Annotated in this window: 15 protein-coding genes; 5 read left to right on the top strand and 10 right to left on the bottom strand. The window is 46.1% G+C overall.

The annotated features are described in order from the left end of the window. Positions 1–34 precede the first annotated feature (34 nt). The 6 genes from fabG to AOC33_RS05085 all read right to left on the bottom strand — a co-directional run bounded on the left by fabG (position 35) and on the right by AOC33_RS05085 (position 4,767). Positions 35–775, bottom strand: coding sequence for a 3-oxoacyl-ACP reductase FabG (gene fabG / locus AOC33_RS05110; RefSeq protein ID WP_425439815.1), 741 nt, complete (start codon positions 773–775; stop codon positions 35–37). A 59-nt stretch (positions 776–834) separates the two neighbouring features. Further along, complete coding sequence (gene fabD, locus AOC33_RS05105; RefSeq protein ID WP_089515465.1) at positions 835–1,773, bottom strand: ACP S-malonyltransferase; 939 nt, start codon at positions 1,771–1,773, stop codon at positions 835–837. Positions 1,774–1,848: 75 nt separating this feature from the next. Next, positions 1,849–2,847, bottom strand: a complete 999-nt coding sequence (locus tag AOC33_RS05100) for a beta-ketoacyl-ACP synthase III (RefSeq protein WP_089515464.1) — start codon at positions 2,845–2,847, stop codon at positions 1,849–1,851. Positions 2,848–2,859: 12 nt separating this feature from the next. After that, the gene (gene plsX / locus AOC33_RS05095; protein WP_089515463.1) at positions 2,860–3,897 is read right to left on the bottom strand and encodes a phosphate acyltransferase PlsX; all 1,038 of its coding nucleotides are present in this window, start codon (positions 3,895–3,897) and stop codon (positions 2,860–2,862) included. A 66-nt stretch (positions 3,898–3,963) separates the two neighbouring features. Beyond that, a complete protein-coding gene (gene rpmF, locus AOC33_RS05090; RefSeq protein ID WP_089515462.1) occupies positions 3,964–4,143 on the bottom strand; it encodes a 50S ribosomal protein L32 in 180 nt (59 codons plus the stop codon). A 39-nt stretch (positions 4,144–4,182) separates the two neighbouring features. Beyond that, positions 4,183–4,767, bottom strand: coding sequence for a YceD family protein (locus tag AOC33_RS05085; RefSeq protein ID WP_180738100.1), 585 nt, complete (start codon positions 4,765–4,767; stop codon positions 4,183–4,185). A 28-nt stretch (positions 4,768–4,795) separates the two neighbouring features. Between AOC33_RS05085 and AOC33_RS05080 the strand changes: the two genes are divergently transcribed. Both AOC33_RS05080 and AOC33_RS05075 read left to right on the top strand, forming a co-directional pair. Further along, on the top strand, positions 4,796–5,428 hold the full coding sequence (locus tag AOC33_RS05080; RefSeq protein WP_089515460.1) for a Maf family nucleotide pyrophosphatase: 633 nt from the start codon (positions 4,796–4,798) through the stop codon (positions 5,426–5,428). Between the two features lie 10 nt (positions 5,429–5,438). Then, the gene (locus tag AOC33_RS05075; RefSeq protein ID WP_089515459.1) at positions 5,439–6,203 is read left to right on the top strand and encodes an SAM-dependent methyltransferase; all 765 of its coding nucleotides are present in this window, start codon (positions 5,439–5,441) and stop codon (positions 6,201–6,203) included. Between the two features lie 24 nt (positions 6,204–6,227). Here the strand turns inward: AOC33_RS05075 and AOC33_RS05070 are convergent, their stop codons facing one another. From AOC33_RS05070 to AOC33_RS05055, 4 genes are all read right to left on the bottom strand, one after another. Then, positions 6,228–7,166, bottom strand: a complete 939-nt coding sequence (locus tag AOC33_RS05070) for a S49 family peptidase (RefSeq protein WP_089515458.1) — start codon at positions 7,164–7,166, stop codon at positions 6,228–6,230. 76 nt (positions 7,167–7,242) lie between these two features. After that, positions 7,243–7,899 (bottom strand): HAD-IA family hydrolase, encoded by a 657-nt coding sequence (locus AOC33_RS05065; RefSeq protein ID WP_089515457.1) that lies wholly within the window; start codon positions 7,897–7,899, stop codon positions 7,243–7,245. 8 nt (positions 7,900–7,907) lie between these two features. After that, positions 7,908–8,783 (bottom strand): fumarylacetoacetate hydrolase family protein, encoded by an 876-nt coding sequence (locus tag AOC33_RS05060; RefSeq protein ID WP_089515456.1) that lies wholly within the window; start codon positions 8,781–8,783, stop codon positions 7,908–7,910. Then, positions 8,780–9,715 carry an RluA family pseudouridine synthase gene (locus AOC33_RS05055; protein ID WP_089515455.1) on the bottom strand — a complete coding sequence of 312 codons (936 nt, stop codon included), beginning with the start codon at positions 9,713–9,715 and terminating at the stop codon, positions 8,780–8,782. The genes AOC33_RS05060 and AOC33_RS05055 overlap by 4 nt, the downstream gene beginning before the upstream one ends. Before the next feature lie 314 nt (positions 9,716–10,029). On the opposite strand from AOC33_RS05055, the gene AOC33_RS05050 reads away from it, so the two are divergent. From AOC33_RS05050 to moeA, 3 genes are all read left to right on the top strand, one after another. Next, the gene (locus AOC33_RS05050) at positions 10,030–12,642 is read left to right on the top strand and encodes an Rne/Rng family ribonuclease (RefSeq protein WP_089515454.1); all 2,613 of its coding nucleotides are present in this window, start codon (positions 10,030–10,032) and stop codon (positions 12,640–12,642) included. Between the two features lie 22 nt (positions 12,643–12,664). Next, a complete protein-coding gene (gene moaA / locus AOC33_RS05045) occupies positions 12,665–13,780 on the top strand; it encodes a GTP 3',8-cyclase MoaA (RefSeq protein ID WP_089515453.1) in 1,116 nt (371 codons plus the stop codon). Between the two features lie 72 nt (positions 13,781–13,852). Then, the gene (moeA, locus tag AOC33_RS05040) at positions 13,853–15,109 is read left to right on the top strand and encodes a molybdopterin molybdotransferase MoeA (RefSeq protein ID WP_245835597.1); all 1,257 of its coding nucleotides are present in this window, start codon (positions 13,853–13,855) and stop codon (positions 15,107–15,109) included. The last annotated feature ends 88 nt before the right edge of the window (positions 15,110–15,197 follow it).

The raw sequence follows: 15,197 nt of genomic DNA, 5'->3' as shown, positions 1-15,197 counted from the left end.
TTGAAAAGAGATTTTATCAGCTTATTTGACCAAATTAGCTCAAATAAAGTCCGCCATTCACATGAAGTGTCGTTCCCGTGATGTATCCAGCCCCTGGAGACGCCAAAAATGCTACCGCATGGGCAATATCTTCGGGTGTTCCAAGGCGTTGGAGGGGAATATTCGCTTTTAGTGAATTTTGTTGGTCTTCTGAGAGGGCTTTGGTCATATCGGTGTCAATAAAACCTGGGGCCACGCAGTTAACTGTGATGTTACGGCTACCGATTTCTCGCGCTAAAGCACGACTCATACCGGCCACACCTGCTTTTGCAGCTGCATAGTTGGCCTGACCTGGGTTACCGCTGCTGCCCACCACGGAGGTGATATTGATGATACGCCCACCTTTGGCCTTCATCATTGGGCGTAAAACACCTCTGGCCAAGCGGAAAACAGCGCTCAAATTGGTATCAATCACTGATGACCATTCTTCGTCTTTCATGCGCATCGCCAAGTTATCTTGGGTAATGCCCGCGTTATTCACCAAAATATTCAAAGCGCCGCGTTCTTTAACAATGCTATCGATCAAAGCTTCACAAGCAGCGGCATCATTCACATTCAAAACTGCACCAGCACCGCCAGTTGGTTTTAATGCCGCATCAATGTCTTTAGCGCCTGATTCACTTGTTGCAGTGCCAATCACCACAGCGCCCTGCTTTGCTAACTCCATTGCAATGGCACGGCCAATACCGCGAGAGGCTCCGGTGATCAAGGCAATTTGTCCAGTTAATGTGCTCACAATTTCTCCCAAACTAAATTCAATGCTTTATCAGATTGATAATCTCTGATCGTTAATCTTTACGCTTTAATGACAGCCATCACTTCAGCCATCGTGGCAGGGTCATAAACAGCCAAACCATTTAAATCGCCATTAATACGCTTGGTCATACCTGTTAATACTTTTCCAGGACCACATTCCACCACATGAGTGATGCCAAGGGCTGCAATTGCTTGAACTGTCTCAACCCAACGAACTGGGGCTGCAGCCTGTCTGACCAAGGCATTCTTTATGGCTGCTGGATCTTTTAAGACACTCACATCCACGTTATTGATCACATCAATGCTTGGCGCCTTGAATGCTTTATCAACCAAATAAGTTTCTAATTTTTGAGAAGCCGGCTTGAGCAATGATGAATGGAATGGTGCAGATACAGGCAAAGGTAGAGCACGTTTTGCGCCAGCTTCTTTGGCAAGCTCACACGCTTTTTCTACACCTGCTTTTGAACCAGCGATCACGACCTGTGCTGGTGCGTTGTAGTTAACAGCTTCAACCACTTCACCAGTGGCTGCTTGCGCATCAGCACATGCTTTGCGAACGGCATCATCATCCAAACCTAGAATAGCGGCCATACCACCTGTTCCAACTGGCACAGCATCTTGCATCGCTTGCGCACGGAATCTGACCATTGGCACAGCATCTTTGAATTCAATCACACCTGAAGCAACCAATGCACCATACTCACCCAAGCTGTGACCCGCCATCACTGATGCAGCAGGACCACCAGCAGCAATCCACGCGCGATAACAGGCAACGCCTGCAGTTAACATCACGGGCTGAGTATTGGTTGTCAAAGAAAGTGCTTCAGCAGGACCTTCTGCAATTAATTTTGCAATATCTTCACCCAAAGCTTCTGAAGCTTCAGCCAAAGTTTTTTTGACTTCAGCGTTGTCGCCCCAAGCATTCAACATGCCGACTGCTTGAGAACCTTGACCGGGGAATACAAATGCAAATTTCATGAAAATTCCTGTGATTTTTTTAAGTGATTGAGCTTATTTAACTTTTTGCTTAATTTTTATTTGACGTTGTCACCATCAGTACTTAACGACTGCAGCAGCCCAGGTGAAACCACCACCCACGCCTTCCATCAACAGATGTTGTCCACGCTTGATTTGGCCTGCACGAATCGCTGTATCGAGTGCCAATGGAATCGAGGCCGCCGATGTGTTGCCGTGATCTTGAACAGTCACGACCACATGATCCAAAGCGATGCCTAATTTTTTGGCCGTGCCTTCCATGATGCGGATATTGGCTTGGTGAGGAATCAACCAATCAATGTCTGCAGGCGTTAGTTTTGCAGCCGTTAAAACTTCTTGAGCTACCTGCTCTAAAACTTTCACAGCTAATTTAAATACTGCTTGGCCATCCATCTTCAAAAAGGCAGAGCCTTCTAGGGCACCATGCTCAGTTCTGCCTGGTACGCACAAAATCTCACGATGACTTCCATCCGCATGCATGGCAGCAGCCAAAATACCTGGCTCATCACTCGCGCCTACCACCACTGCTCCAGCTCCATCACCAAAGAGTACGCAAGTGCCGCGATCTTTAAAATCTAAAATTCTTGAGAATGTTTCAGCACCAACAATCAATACTTTTTGATACATGCCGCTGCGAATAAAACTATCAGCCACAGCCAAAGAGTAAGCAAATCCAGAGCAAACTGCTTGAACGTCAAATGCTGCGCATTGGTTGGTAATACCTAATTTATCTTGCAACACGCAAGCAGTGCTTGGAAAGCCACCTAAATTATCAGGCGTTGATGTTGCCAAAATAATTAAATCGATGTCATTCGCAGTAATGCCAGCTGCTTCAATCGCTTTTTTCGATGCTTCCAAAGCAAGGTCGCTGGTGAGTTGATCAGCAGCAGCGAAATGACGCGCACTGATACCGCTTCTTGAAAAAATCCATTCGTCACTGGTTTCAACACCATCTTTAGCGAGTCGTTCAGTGATCTGAGCATTGGTCACCTTGTTGGCCGGCAAGTAGCTGCCTGTGCCAAGTATCTTTGCGTATCGTTGAGTCAATTGAGTCATTGAATTGAATCCTTATGCCACGGTCTCATTATGAGAGTTTGTCGCATGCGTCACCATGAATGCATCAGCCACTTTTCCAACCATATTATTTTTTGCACCTTCATACGCTCTGCGCAAAGCAGTTGTGAATGCCTTTTTATCAGCTGAGCCATGACTTTTCAAAACTAAACCGCGCAAACCTAAGAGTACTGCACCATTGTAATTACGGTGATCCACACGCTTTTTAAAACGCAATAAAACAGGCATTGCAGCCAAAGCCATCAAACGACTGATCCAATTACGACTGAATTCTTCTTTGATCAGTCCAGAAATCATGTAAGCCAAACCTTCACTGGTCTTTAACGCCACGTTTCCAACAAAACCATCGCACACCACAATATTGGTGGTGCCTTTAAATATGTCATTGCCTTCTACGTTGCCATAGAAGTTCAAGCTACTCTGGCGCAATAACTCACCAGCCTCTTTGACCACTTGATTACCTTTGATCACTTCTTCGCCAATATTCAAAAGACCAATCGTAGGATTAGCGATTCCGTCTACGGCCCTGGCCATCACATCGGCCATCTGTGCAAATTGCAATAAATGAATCGCTTCACAATCCGCATTGGCGCCCAAATCTAAAACAATCGTGCCTCGACCTAATTGATTAGGCATCACTGCGGCAATCGCAGGACGATCAATACCATCCAAAGTTTTTAAAACATAACGAGAAATTGCCATCAAGGCGCCCGTATTGCCTGCTGAAATAGCGGCTTGCGCCAAGCCTTCTTTGACTTGCTCAGCAGCCACACGCATCGATGAGTCTTTTTTCTTGCGCAAAGCCACCTCAATGGAATCATCCATCGTGACAACTTCTGAAGCGTGAACGACCGTGATCCTGCTCTTTATTTCAGAGGGAACTTGAGATAACGCTTGATTGATTAGATCAGCGTTACCGACGAGTCTTATATGTAAATCTGGCAACTCTGCCAGAAGGCCTGTGCTGGCGGGTACTGTGACCACTATACCGTGGTCTCCACCCATCGCATCAACAGCTAGCGTGACGCTCATGAAAATTGTTTTTTTAAGAAAAAAGCGGCCACCAGGAGTGCCGCTTGATCTTTTCCTGTGAGGGAATTAGTCGTTCTTAGTCTTAACAACTTTACGACCACGGTAATAGCCATTTGGGCTAATGTGGTGACGTAAGTGAGCTTCACCAGTCGTTGGCTCAACTGCCAATGAAGGTGCAGACAAGAAGTCGTGAGCACGGTGCATGCCACGCTTTGACGGTGATTTTTTATTCTGTTGAACAGCCATGTTTTTACTCCTAAACGAATCCGAGATTCTAGCATAAAGTCATTGTTTCTTGAGCTTTTCTAGGATTGCAAATGGATTGGGCTTTTTGATGATGATCTCTTCTGACCCCGATTTAAGGGTTTTGCTCACTTTTTGCAGGTCTTCTGGCTTGCACTCGCCCAAAGGGTGTTTGGCAATCAAAGGCAGGTTTAAAAGCAGTTCCTCTTCAATAGTTTCCAATAGATTAAAGGCCTCAGAGGACACCAGAGCATCCTCAGCATCTTGATTTTCCTCATCAAAATCCCAGGCTTCAGCCTCTTCTTCAGTCTCAAAAAGGATGTAATCACGGTCGGAGTCCAAAGATTCGATGTAAGGCTGCAAACAGGCCTGGCAGGTCAGCGGCAAATCCAGCGCTAGACGTAAGTGCATGTATTGCATAGGAATTGTTCCAAAACGCTCCTCAAACCAAGTACTCATTTCCCAATGAAGCCCTGAAGGCTGGAAATTAGCTTCAACCGTCATTTCCTGTAACAATCGTGGAAAGTGAGATAGTTCGAGCACCCCCTGGCCAATGTAAGTCAGCCCAGACCGCATATCGATGGATTGAAGGTCCTTGGCATTATTCGGCAAAATGTGGGGTGTCATATTTTTTGAATTCATACCGAAAGCATAAATGAGTGCCGCCCCGAACCCAAGCAATTTATCCAAGAATTCTGCCAGCCAAAGCAAAAGATTGATCTTGGCATCTACTTCTAAGTACAGAAAAGAATTGCTGGGTCGCCTAGGCTTGTCATTTGAAACCATCTCCCCAGAAGTGGATGAAGCACCCTTGCCCAATGAAACGCCAGAATTGATGGCCATTCGTTTGGCTCAAGCCAAAGCTTTGGCAGTTTCATTGAGTCACCCATCGGCTTATGTGATTGGCTCAGATCAGGTGGTTGATTTAAATGGTGTGGCCATGGGCAAACCAGGTAACCATACAAATGCAATGGTGCAACTACAAAAATTACGCGGTCAAACTGTGAAATTTCATACAGCTGTTTGCGTGGCCCATGCGGGATCCGCAAAAACTGTGAACGCTATCACCGAAGTTAAATTCAGAGAACTCGACGATGCTACTTTGGAAGCCTATCTTATAGCTGAGACACCCTACGATTGCGCGGGCAGTGCCAAATCAGAAGGTATGGGTATTTGTCTTTTAGAGTACGTTCGCAGTGATGATCCCACCGCCTTGATTGGCTTGCCCTTGATAACAGTGTGCACACTTTTGCGTGAAGCAGGCTTTTCTATTCCTCTCAATCAATAAAAAAGAAAAAATGCCAGGCACTCTTTATTTAATTCCAAACACCCTGGGCGACGAAGATCGCGAATCTCAGCTCAACCATGTCTTGCCCCATGACACGATCGAACAAGCTTCTCAGCTTCGCTATTGGATTGTTGAAAACGCAAAAACTGCGAGAGCTTTATTAAAGGCTGTTGGCTCACAATCACCATTGATCTGCCCCATCCAAGAAATGCAAATGACAGAATGGCGTGGCCCTGGAAAAGAGTCTGCTCATGGCTCTACCAATTTAAAAGCAATGCTTCAGCCATTGCTCGATGGCCACGACATGGGCTTGATGTCTGAAGCGGGTCTTCCAGCAATTGCCGACCCAGGCTCTGATGTTGTGAATACCGCTCATCAAATGGGCATTCCAGTGCGAGCATTGATTGGACCTAACTCTTTGTTATTGGCATTGATGTCATCGGGCATGAATGGTCAGAGCTTTGCTTTCCATGGCTATATTGCCGTGAAAGATCCAGAGAGAACAGCCACACTCAAACAATTAGAGCAAGAGTCGAAAAGAAAACATCAAACTCAATTGTGGATTGAAACCCCTTATCGCAACGCAGCCATGATTGAAGCAATGCTGCAGTCACTACAGGGAAATACCCAAATGTGTGTGGCGGCAGATTTGAGTTTGCCCAACGCCTTGGTGATCTCTAAAACTGTCAGTGCCTGGCAAGCGCAGATAAAAAAAGAGCCTGGATTACTCCAAGCCCTTCATCAACGACCGGCAGTTTTTTTAATCTTGGCTTAACCTTGATTTTAGATGAGCTGTTGATCAGCGCATCTGACCACCGTACATCAATACCCGAGTAGCGCCCTCGCCCATTGCAGCGCCGAAACGCTTGGCCACTCGCTCAGCCAAATTATCTTTCATGGTGTAGTCAACAATTGTTGATGCTTTGAACACATCGCGCGCAACTCCATCAACACTGCTCAAGCCATCACTCAAACCTAACTCAACACTCTTAGCACCATTCCATACCAAACCTGTGAACATGTCAGGAGTTTCTTTCAAACGATCACCGCGGCCATCGCGCACCACCTTGATGAATTGCTCATGCACTTCACTGATCATGCCTTGAACAAATTCTTTTTGCTTTGGGTCTTGTTTGCTGAATGGATCTAACAAAGCTTTATTTTTCCCAGCAGTGATGGCACGACGCTCAATTCCCAACTTCTCCATCAAACCAGTGACTCCAAAGCCGTTCATGATCACACCGATTGAGCCAACCAAACTGGCTTTATCAACATAAATATTTTCCGCAGCAGATGCCACGTAGTAACCACCGGATGCGCAAATTTCTTCAACCACCACATGCAATGATTTTTCAGGATACTTGGCACGCAAGCGCAACATTTCATCGTGAATAATGCCGGACTGAACCGGGGAGCCGCCAGGGCTGTTGATGCGCAAAATCACACCAACACTCTCAGAATTTTCAAATGCTGCTTGCAAAGATGCATTAATCGCATCTGCGCTGGCTTTACTGTCAGGCGCAATCTCACCTTGCAAATCAACCAACGCCGTATGCTTACCCATGCTGGACTTGCCACCAATATCAATATCAAACAAATTGATCGCAACCCCGATAAACACCAGCAAGGTCATCATGCGTACAGCTGTTCTCCAGCGACGACCGCGACGCTGCTCCTTGAGGTTCTCCAACAACAAATGTTCTAAGGCCTGTTTTTCCCAGACTTTTTCATCAGACATGAATAACTTTCTTAATTAATCTAACTAATTTAGGTAATACGATAAATTTAATACTTCAAGTAAGAGCTTAATCTTTTTATGCGTTAGCTGCTAACCAATCAGATAACTCTTGAACATTCTTGACACAAGCCAAAGGATTTTCAGTTTTCAATACGTGCTCTGGGTGTGCACCATAAGTCACGCCCACGGCATCAGCTCCTGCAGCATTGGCCATACCCAAATCATGCGTCGTATCACCAATCATCAAGATTTTTTCCATCGGCACCAACAAAGCATCCGATAAATCTAAAAGCATGCCAGGATGAGGCTTCGATTTTGATTCATCCGGTGTGCGACTGTCCGCAAAAATATCCTCAAGCCGATGAAAACCCAAGGAGCGATCCAGGCCCTTGCGACTTTTACCGGTGGCCACCGCCAAAAGATGTCCTCGATCTTTTAATTGATACAACAAATCCTTGGCGCCCTCAAACAAACTTAATTCATGATCTTTGCTCAAGTAATGAAATCTGAAGCGATCAATTAATTTGTAGTGATCATCCACCGAAACAGTTGGGCAGGCTTTACGCAATGATTCTTGAATACCCAAGCCAATCACATGGCTAGCAACAGAATCTTCGGGCACAGGCAAGGCCAAATCGCGGCATGCATCTTGAATACAACGCACGATGGTGGGCGTGGAATCCATCAAGGTTCCATCCCAATCCCACACAATTAATTCATAACGAAGTGACATCGATACCCTTAAATCACAGGATTTTCTAAAGTGCCAATGCCATCAATTTCAATCTTGACGGTATCGCCCTTCTTCAAAAAGCGAGGTGGCTTAAAGCCCATACCCACACCACTTGGCGTACCGGTGGCAATCACATCGCCTGGATATAGAGTCATGCCCTTTGAAATTGCCTCGATGATGGTTGGGATATTGAAAATCAATAATTCCGTGGTGGCATCTTGTCTTAACTCACCGTTCACCCAACACTTGATGGATGCTTTGGATGAATCTAGCTCATCTGCAGATACCAACCAAGGACCCATGGGACAGAAAGTGTCAAAACTTTTACCCAAATGAAATTGCACATGCTTTGCTTGCACATCACGAGCACTGATGTCATTAATGATGGTGTATCCCCAGATATATTTCATTGCATCAGCTTGACTGATGGTTTTGCCTTTTTTAGCAATCACCACCGCTAACTCAGCTTCGTAATCCATCTCTTGAGTTGCGTGAGGATGACTATCAATGCCAACGAGGGGACCAATCACAGACTCAGGCACTTTACTGAACACCACTGGGTGCTTCGGTAAGTTGGCCATGGCGCCCTGCGCCTCACCCAATTTACTGTCTTTGATTTCTTTGACGTGATCCAAATAATTTTTACCCACGCAAAAAATATTTCTCTTTGGCTTGGGGATCGGAGCCAACAAACAGACATCTTTTAATGCAACAGCAGAACCCAAAGCAGGCAGAGCTTTGCCTTCAGCCATCAACTCAATGATTGCCAATGCTCCGCGCGAAGCATCCTCTTTACTCAGTTGATACGGTGTGACTGTTTGTAAATCTTGAGCAATAACACCCACGTATTGTTCGGCTTGGTATTGGTAAGCAGCCAGTTTCATGTTGTCTCCATTTTTTCAAATGCTTCGGGGATATCAGCCTCGAAAGTCATTTTTTCTTCTGTTTTAGGATGAATAAATGATAAATGTCTTGCATGCAGTAATAGTCTTTTTGGTTTTAATACTTTATCTAATTCTTGATCACCGTACTTGTCATCACCCAAAATAGGATGGCCGTAGGTTTGTAAATGCACCCGGATTTGATGGGTGCGCCCCGTTTTAAGCTGTGCCTCGACCAAACTGCATAAACCATCACGATAATTTGCCTTGACCCGGATATTGGTATGACTTGGCTGACCGCCATCTTCTGCCACCCTGACTCGACGCTCCCCATTGGGAAGCAAGTATTTGAGTAATGGGTATTTGAGTGGAATTGACTTTGCGCTGACCGGTAATTGACCATGCACTATTAATAAGTAGCGTTTTTCCATCTTCCCTTCACGTATTTGCTCGTGAAGATGGACCAAAGCACTGCGTTTTTTGGCCAACATCAAAATGCCAGAGGTATCTCGATCCAGGCGATGGACCAATTCCAGGAATTTAGCGTCTGGTCTTTGAGCCCTCATGGCCTCAATCAAGCCCAAAGAGACCCCTGAACCACCATGCACAGCGATCCCAGAAGGCTTATCTACCACTAAAATGCTGTCATCTTCATGCAAAATCTTTATTTCTGCATTTATCTTCTTCGAAATGAAGTCATTTGTCGGGGCTTTTACCTCCGAAACACGCAATGGTGGCAGGCGTAAAACATCCCCTTCTTGGATTTTTTGGCTCGCATCGGCCCTTTTTTTGTTCACCCGGACCTCGCCAGAGCGAATAATTCGGTAAATATGGGTCTTTGGCACCCCTTTTGCCATGCGAAACAGGAAATTATCTAGCCTTTGGCCAGCTTCCTCAAATAAAACAATGTGTTGGGTTACCGAATTACTGTTCATATGACATATAATGACCTATCTTGCTGCGCAACATCAAATTTATTGTTTGCATGGTAGCGCCCCAAGCTGGGTTTGAAATAGCCAAAAATATTTCCAGGGTTCGCCTCTCCCCTGATGTAATGAGACGCAAAGTTGGCTGGCATAGTGCCGCGAACTGCGAAACAGATAAAAGAATTTAAGCGCACGCTGACCCGCAAAGAAGAATAAGTCAGCGAGTGTAGTGAAGTTTGACATCACAGAGATTGCCTTGCGCAATCCCTTCAATTCCGTTTCGCTCACCGCGATGGCTGCCTGGCTGCAGGACGGAGATTTAAATGAAACGAATGTTATTTAACGCTACCCAGCAAGAAGAGCTGCGCGTAGCCATTGTTGATGGTCAAAAACTGATCGACATTGATATTGAAACAACTGGACGTGAACAACGTAAAGGCAATATCTACAAAGGCGTGATCACACGCATTGAACCCTCATTAGAAGCTTGCTTTGTGAACTATGGTGAAGAGCGTCATGGCTTTTTACCGTTCAAAGAGGTTTCAAGAGCTTATTTCAAGGACGGAATTGACGTTCGCACAGCAGGCATCAAAGATGCATTGCGCGAAGGACAAGAAATCATCGTTCAAGTTGAAAAAGAAGAGCGCGGCAATAAAGGCGCTGCTTTAACCAGCTTCATCTCTTTAGCCGGTCGTTATTTGGTTCTCATGCCAAACAATCCAAGAGGCGGTGGTGTTTCTCGCCGCATCGAAGGCGAGGATCGCACTGAGTTGCGTGAAGCCATGGGTCAGTTAACAGTTCCAGATGGCATGAGCATCATTGCCAGAACTGCTGGAATTGGTAGAAGTGCCGAAGAATTGCAGTGGGACTTGAGCTACTTGATGCAGCTTTGGACAGCGATCGATGAAGCTGCCACCGGCAACCAAGCACCACTATTGATTTATTTAGAGTCTAGCTTGGTGATCCGTGCCATCAGAGACTACTTCCAACCAGATATCGGTGAAATCCTCATCGATACCGATGAAATTTATGAGCAAGCCAGCTCTTTCATGTCTGTGGTGATGCCTGACAACATGTCACGCGTGAAACGCTATCAAGACGATGTGCCTTTGTTCTCACGCTTTCAAATTGAGCACCAAATTGAAACCGCTTACTCTCGCACAGTGACCCTGCCATCTGGTGGCGCGATCGTGATTGACCACACCGAAGCTTTGGTTTCTGTGGACGTGAACTCTGCTCGCTCAACCCGTGGTTCAGACATTGAAGAAACAGCGGCCAGAACAAACTTAGAAGCTGCCGACGAATTGGCACGCCAAATGCGCTTGCGCGACTTGGGTGGTTTGATCGTGATTGACTTCATCGACATGGAGTCATCGAAGAATCAAAAGGATGTTGAGCAACGCTTGAAAGACGCTTTGCGTCATGACCGTGCTCGCGTTCAAATGGGCAAGATCTCACGCTTTGGTCTACTAGAACTATCACGTCAACGCTTGCGCCCTGCATTATCAGAAAGCAGCAACGTTACTTGTCCTCGCTGTAATGGTACAGGTCACATCCGTGACACCGAGTCTTCAGCACTGCAAGTTCTTCGCATCATTCAAGAAGAAGCGATGAAAGAAAATACGGCGGCAATTCACTGTCAGGTACCAGTTGATGTTGCAGCATTCTTGCTCAACGAGAAACGTGCTGAAGTGATCAAGATTGAAAGTCGTTTCAAAGTGAACGTCTTGCTATTGCCAAACAAGCACTTAGAGACTCCTCATTACAAGCTTGAGCGTTTACGCCATGATGATCCCCGTTTGGATGATCCAAAAGCAAGTTACGCGATGGCCGATGAAGCCAGCAAAGAACTTGAATCTGACACCATCTTGAACCGCAAAGCTGAAGAAGCCAAGCCACGTCAAGAAGCGGCTGTCAAAGGTGTAAGACCAAGCCAACCTGCCCCTGCCAGCGTTCCACGCGCAGAGCGCAAAGTGGCTGGTGAAAAACAAGCGTCTGGTGGCTTGATTGGTTTCATCAAGAAACTTTTCGGCGCCAAAGAAGAAGTTAAGTCTACTGATAAGCGTCCAAACAATGGTCGTGGTCGTGGTGAAGCCAGCGATAGAAATGGTGATCGCAATAACCGCAATCGCAATAACCGCAATCGCAATAACCGTAACAAAAATGAAGCGGGCGAACGCAATCAAACTCCACGTGATGGCGAAGAGAAAGCTGACAACAAAGAAGCACGTCAACCAAACCAACGCAATGGCCGCAATCAACAGCGTCCAAATAAACCTGAAGCCAATCAAGATGTGAAAGCAGATCAAGCCAAAGATTTGTTGACGCATGCTGAAGTTCCTCAGAATGGTGAAGCCGCTGAAGGTGATGAGCGTCGTCGTGGTCGTAATCGTCGTGGCCGCAACCGTGGGCGCGATCGTGCAGATCGTCCAGAAAATGCGCAAGATGTCAACGTTGATGGTTCAGATGCCTCAGCAACAGTTGCAGTGGCTGCGGTAGCTTCAGCAGTGACTTCATCAGCTATTGACGCTTCAAGTGAATCATTCAGCAATTCTTCAATGAATACGGAAGCTTCAAGCCCTGCTCCAACTGCTCCAGTAGTTGTGGCTGAAGCATCGCCAGCACCAGCATTTGTTGCGCCAGCAGTAGTTGCACCAGCAGCTGTATCTGTTGAAGCTCCAGTAGCTGCTCCTGCGCCGTTGCCAAAAGTTGAGTTTCAGCCATTAAAAACGTCTGAATTAACTTCAGTGATTGAGTCTGCCGGAATGGTATGGGTGAACACAGATCATCAGAAATTAGAAGAAGTTCGTGAACAAATTGCTGCTGAGCCAGTGATTTCTCACCCGCCGCGTGAGCCAAAGCCGCCTGTTGAAGTATCAACTGGCCCTATGGTTCTAGTAGAAACTGGCGGAAAAGAACAAACCATCGAAAAGTGAACTTGGTTCTACAATGAGGGTTATGTCAGAAAGAGTCATACCCCTCATTGATGAGCGCCAAAGAAAAATCGACAGCCATGTTCCGGCCATCCCGGAACAACTGTTGACGCCGAATGGCCTTCTCGCCGACACCCGTGGGCGACGTCTTCATGATTTAAGAATTTCAGTCACCGATCGCTGTAACTTTCGGTGCACTTATTGCATGCCCAAAGAGGTCTTCGATAAAGATTACCCCTATTTATCTCATGGGGATCTTTTAAGCTTTGAAGAGATCGTTCGTTTGGCAAAAATCTACATTGAGCACGGTGTAGAAAAAATCCGCTTAACTGGTGGCGAACCCCTGCTTCGCAAACACGTTGAAAAACTGATTGAGATGTTGGCTTCACTGAAAACTTTGAGTGGTCAACCATTGGATTTAACGCTGACCACCAACGGCAGCTTGTTGCGAAAAAAAGCCCAGGCTTTGAAAGATGCAGGCTTGACCAGAATGACCATCAGTTTGGATGGTTTGGACGATGCAACTTTTCAGCAGATGAATGATGTTGGCTTTCCAGTGGGTGATGTCTTGGATGGCATCGAGGCAGCCAGAGAAGTTGGTTTTAAAAATATCAAAGTCAACATGGTTGTTAAAAAGGGAACCAATGATCACGAGATCATTCCAATGGCCAAATATTTCAAAGGCAGCGATGTGATTTTGCGCTTCATTGAATTCATGGATGTGGGCGCATCAAATGGTTGGAACATGACAGAAGTTCTACCTTCTGCTGCTGTGATTGCCAAAATTCATGAAACTTTCCCCTTAACAAATATTGACCCGAACTACCCTGGTGAAGTCGCTGAACGTTGGCGCTATGTTGATGGATCCGGCGAAGTTGGCGTGATTTCAAGTGTGACTCAGGCTTTTTGCAAAGATTGTTCAAGAGCTCGTTTATCCACTGAAGGAAAAATGTATTTGTGTTTGTTTGCCACCGAAGGTCATGATTTAAAAGCCTTGCTGCGTGCCGGCAAATCAGACTTAGAGATCAGCAATGCCATTGCGCAAGTTTGGTCTCACCGCACCGATCGATATTCTGAACTGCGCGGCTCTCCAGAAATGGAAGGCAAGCGCAAAGTTGAAATGTCTTATATCGGTGGATAAACATTTTCATCAGCTAAAACAAGAGATGTCTAGATGAGTTCACTACCCACACTTAATTCAGTAGTCACTTGCATGTCTGACTATGATCCAGAATCATTGCGAGTTGAGATCGCAAGCAAAGTTGTTGATGAATTTGTTCGACCAGCATCATTAGCCCTTGAAACAGAAACAGTTTCGATCTACGACTCACTGGGACGTGTTCTAGCCAGCGACATCATCTCCCCCATCAATGTTCCCTCTGCAGATAACTCAGCCATGGATGGCTATGCCTTCAGTGGAGCATCAATTATTAAAGATGGCGTGACCTCTTTAACCATGATTGGCAAAGGTTTTGCTGGTAATGCTTTTGATGGCAAGGTAAGTCATGGTCAATGCGTTCGCATCATGACAGGTGCTGTGATGCCCGCTGGTTGTGACACCACCATCCCTCAAGAATTAGTCAAAGTTGATGGTGACCAGATTCAGTTTCAATCATCTGTGATCAAAGCAGGTGATAACCGTCGCTTGAAAGGTGAAGATCTCTCGATTGGTCAAGCAGCCCTATCTGCTGGCAAGATCATCAGACCATCTGATTTAGGTTTGATTGCATCTCTAGGCATGGGTTCTGTGACAGTCAAGCGCCGTCTCAAGGTTGGATTTTTCTCAACTGGCGATGAACTTCGTTCGATTGGACAGCCCCTAGATGATGGCTGTGTGTACGACAGCAATCGCTACACCTTATTTGGAATGTTGAGTCGTTTGAATGTTGAGCTTCACGATTTTGGTGTTGTGAAAGATGATCCAGATGCGATGCGTGCCACCTTCAGTCAAGCAGCAGCGACTTGTGATGCAGTCATCACTTCTGGCGGCGTCTCGGTTGGAGAGGCTGACTACACCAAGCAAATCATGCGCGAACTCGGGGATGTGAGCTTTTGGAAAATTGCCATGCGCCCTGGAAGACCAATGGCTTTCGGTTCAATTCAAGGCGATCAACATCGCGCAGTTTTATTTGGTTTACCAGGCAACCCTGTGGCTGTGATGGTGACTTTTTATCAATTTGTCAGAAATGCTCTCTTGGCCATGAGTGGCGCTACTCAAGTTGCTCCACCGATGATGCAAGCCAAGACTGTTGAAGCAATCCGTAAACGACCAGGTCGGACTGAATTCCAACGCGGCATCTTGTCCACTGATGCCACAGGCAACAGAACAGTGCGCATCACAGGCGCCCAGGGATCAGGCGTTCTGCGCTCCATGAGTGAAGCAGATTGCTTCATAGTTTTGGCGCATGATCAAGAAAACATCCAGGCGGGCGATACCGTTGGGGTGGTTTTATTCGAGGGTTTGGTTTAAAGAAGCCCTACAGCAAAGGCTTTAAAGGATAAAAGCCTTATTGCAATGCAACATTATTCTGGGATTTAGTATAGAATTGATGGCATAT

This window comes from Polynucleobacter cosmopolitanus (assembly GCF_002224225.1).
Lineage (GTDB): Bacteria > Pseudomonadota > Gammaproteobacteria > Burkholderiales > Burkholderiaceae > Polynucleobacter > Polynucleobacter cosmopolitanus.
The sequence above is the reverse complement of the archived record's forward strand: the minus strand, read 5'-3'. Positions and strand labels throughout refer to the sequence as shown.

Coding starts and splice junctions, on each gene's coding strand:
- fabD (WP_089515465.1), bottom strand. CDS start 1,773: ATGAAATTTGCATTTGTATTCCCCGGTCAAGGTTCTCAAGCAGTCGGC.
- AOC33_RS05100 (WP_089515464.1), bottom strand. CDS start 2,847: ATGACTCAATTGACTCAACGATACGCAAAGATACTTGGCACAGGCAGC.
- plsX (WP_089515463.1), bottom strand. CDS start 3,897: ATGAGCGTCACGCTAGCTGTTGATGCGATGGGTGGAGACCACGGTATA.
- rpmF (WP_089515462.1), bottom strand. CDS start 4,143: ATGGCTGTTCAACAGAATAAAAAATCACCGTCAAAGCGTGGCATGCAC.
- AOC33_RS05085 (WP_180738100.1), bottom strand. CDS start 4,767: ATGACACCCCACATTTTGCCGAATAATGCCAAGGACCTTCAATCCATC.
- AOC33_RS05080 (WP_089515460.1), top strand. CDS start 4,796: ATGAGTGCCGCCCCGAACCCAAGCAATTTATCCAAGAATTCTGCCAGC.
- AOC33_RS05075 (WP_089515459.1), top strand. CDS start 5,439: ATGCCAGGCACTCTTTATTTAATTCCAAACACCCTGGGCGACGAAGAT.
- AOC33_RS05070 (WP_089515458.1), bottom strand. CDS start 7,166: ATGTCTGATGAAAAAGTCTGGGAAAAACAGGCCTTAGAACATTTGTTG.
- AOC33_RS05065 (WP_089515457.1), bottom strand. CDS start 7,899: ATGTCACTTCGTTATGAATTAATTGTGTGGGATTGGGATGGAACCTTG.
- AOC33_RS05060 (WP_089515456.1), bottom strand. CDS start 8,783: ATGAAACTGGCTGCTTACCAATACCAAGCCGAACAATACGTGGGTGTT.
- AOC33_RS05055 (WP_089515455.1), bottom strand. CDS start 9,715: ATGAACAGTAATTCGGTAACCCAACACATTGTTTTATTTGAGGAAGCT.
- AOC33_RS05050 (WP_089515454.1), top strand. CDS start 10,030: ATGAAACGAATGTTATTTAACGCTACCCAGCAAGAAGAGCTGCGCGTA.
- moaA (WP_089515453.1), top strand. CDS start 12,665: ATGTCAGAAAGAGTCATACCCCTCATTGATGAGCGCCAAAGAAAAATC.
- moeA (WP_245835597.1), top strand. CDS start 13,853: ATGTCTGACTATGATCCAGAATCATTGCGAGTTGAGATCGCAAGCAAA.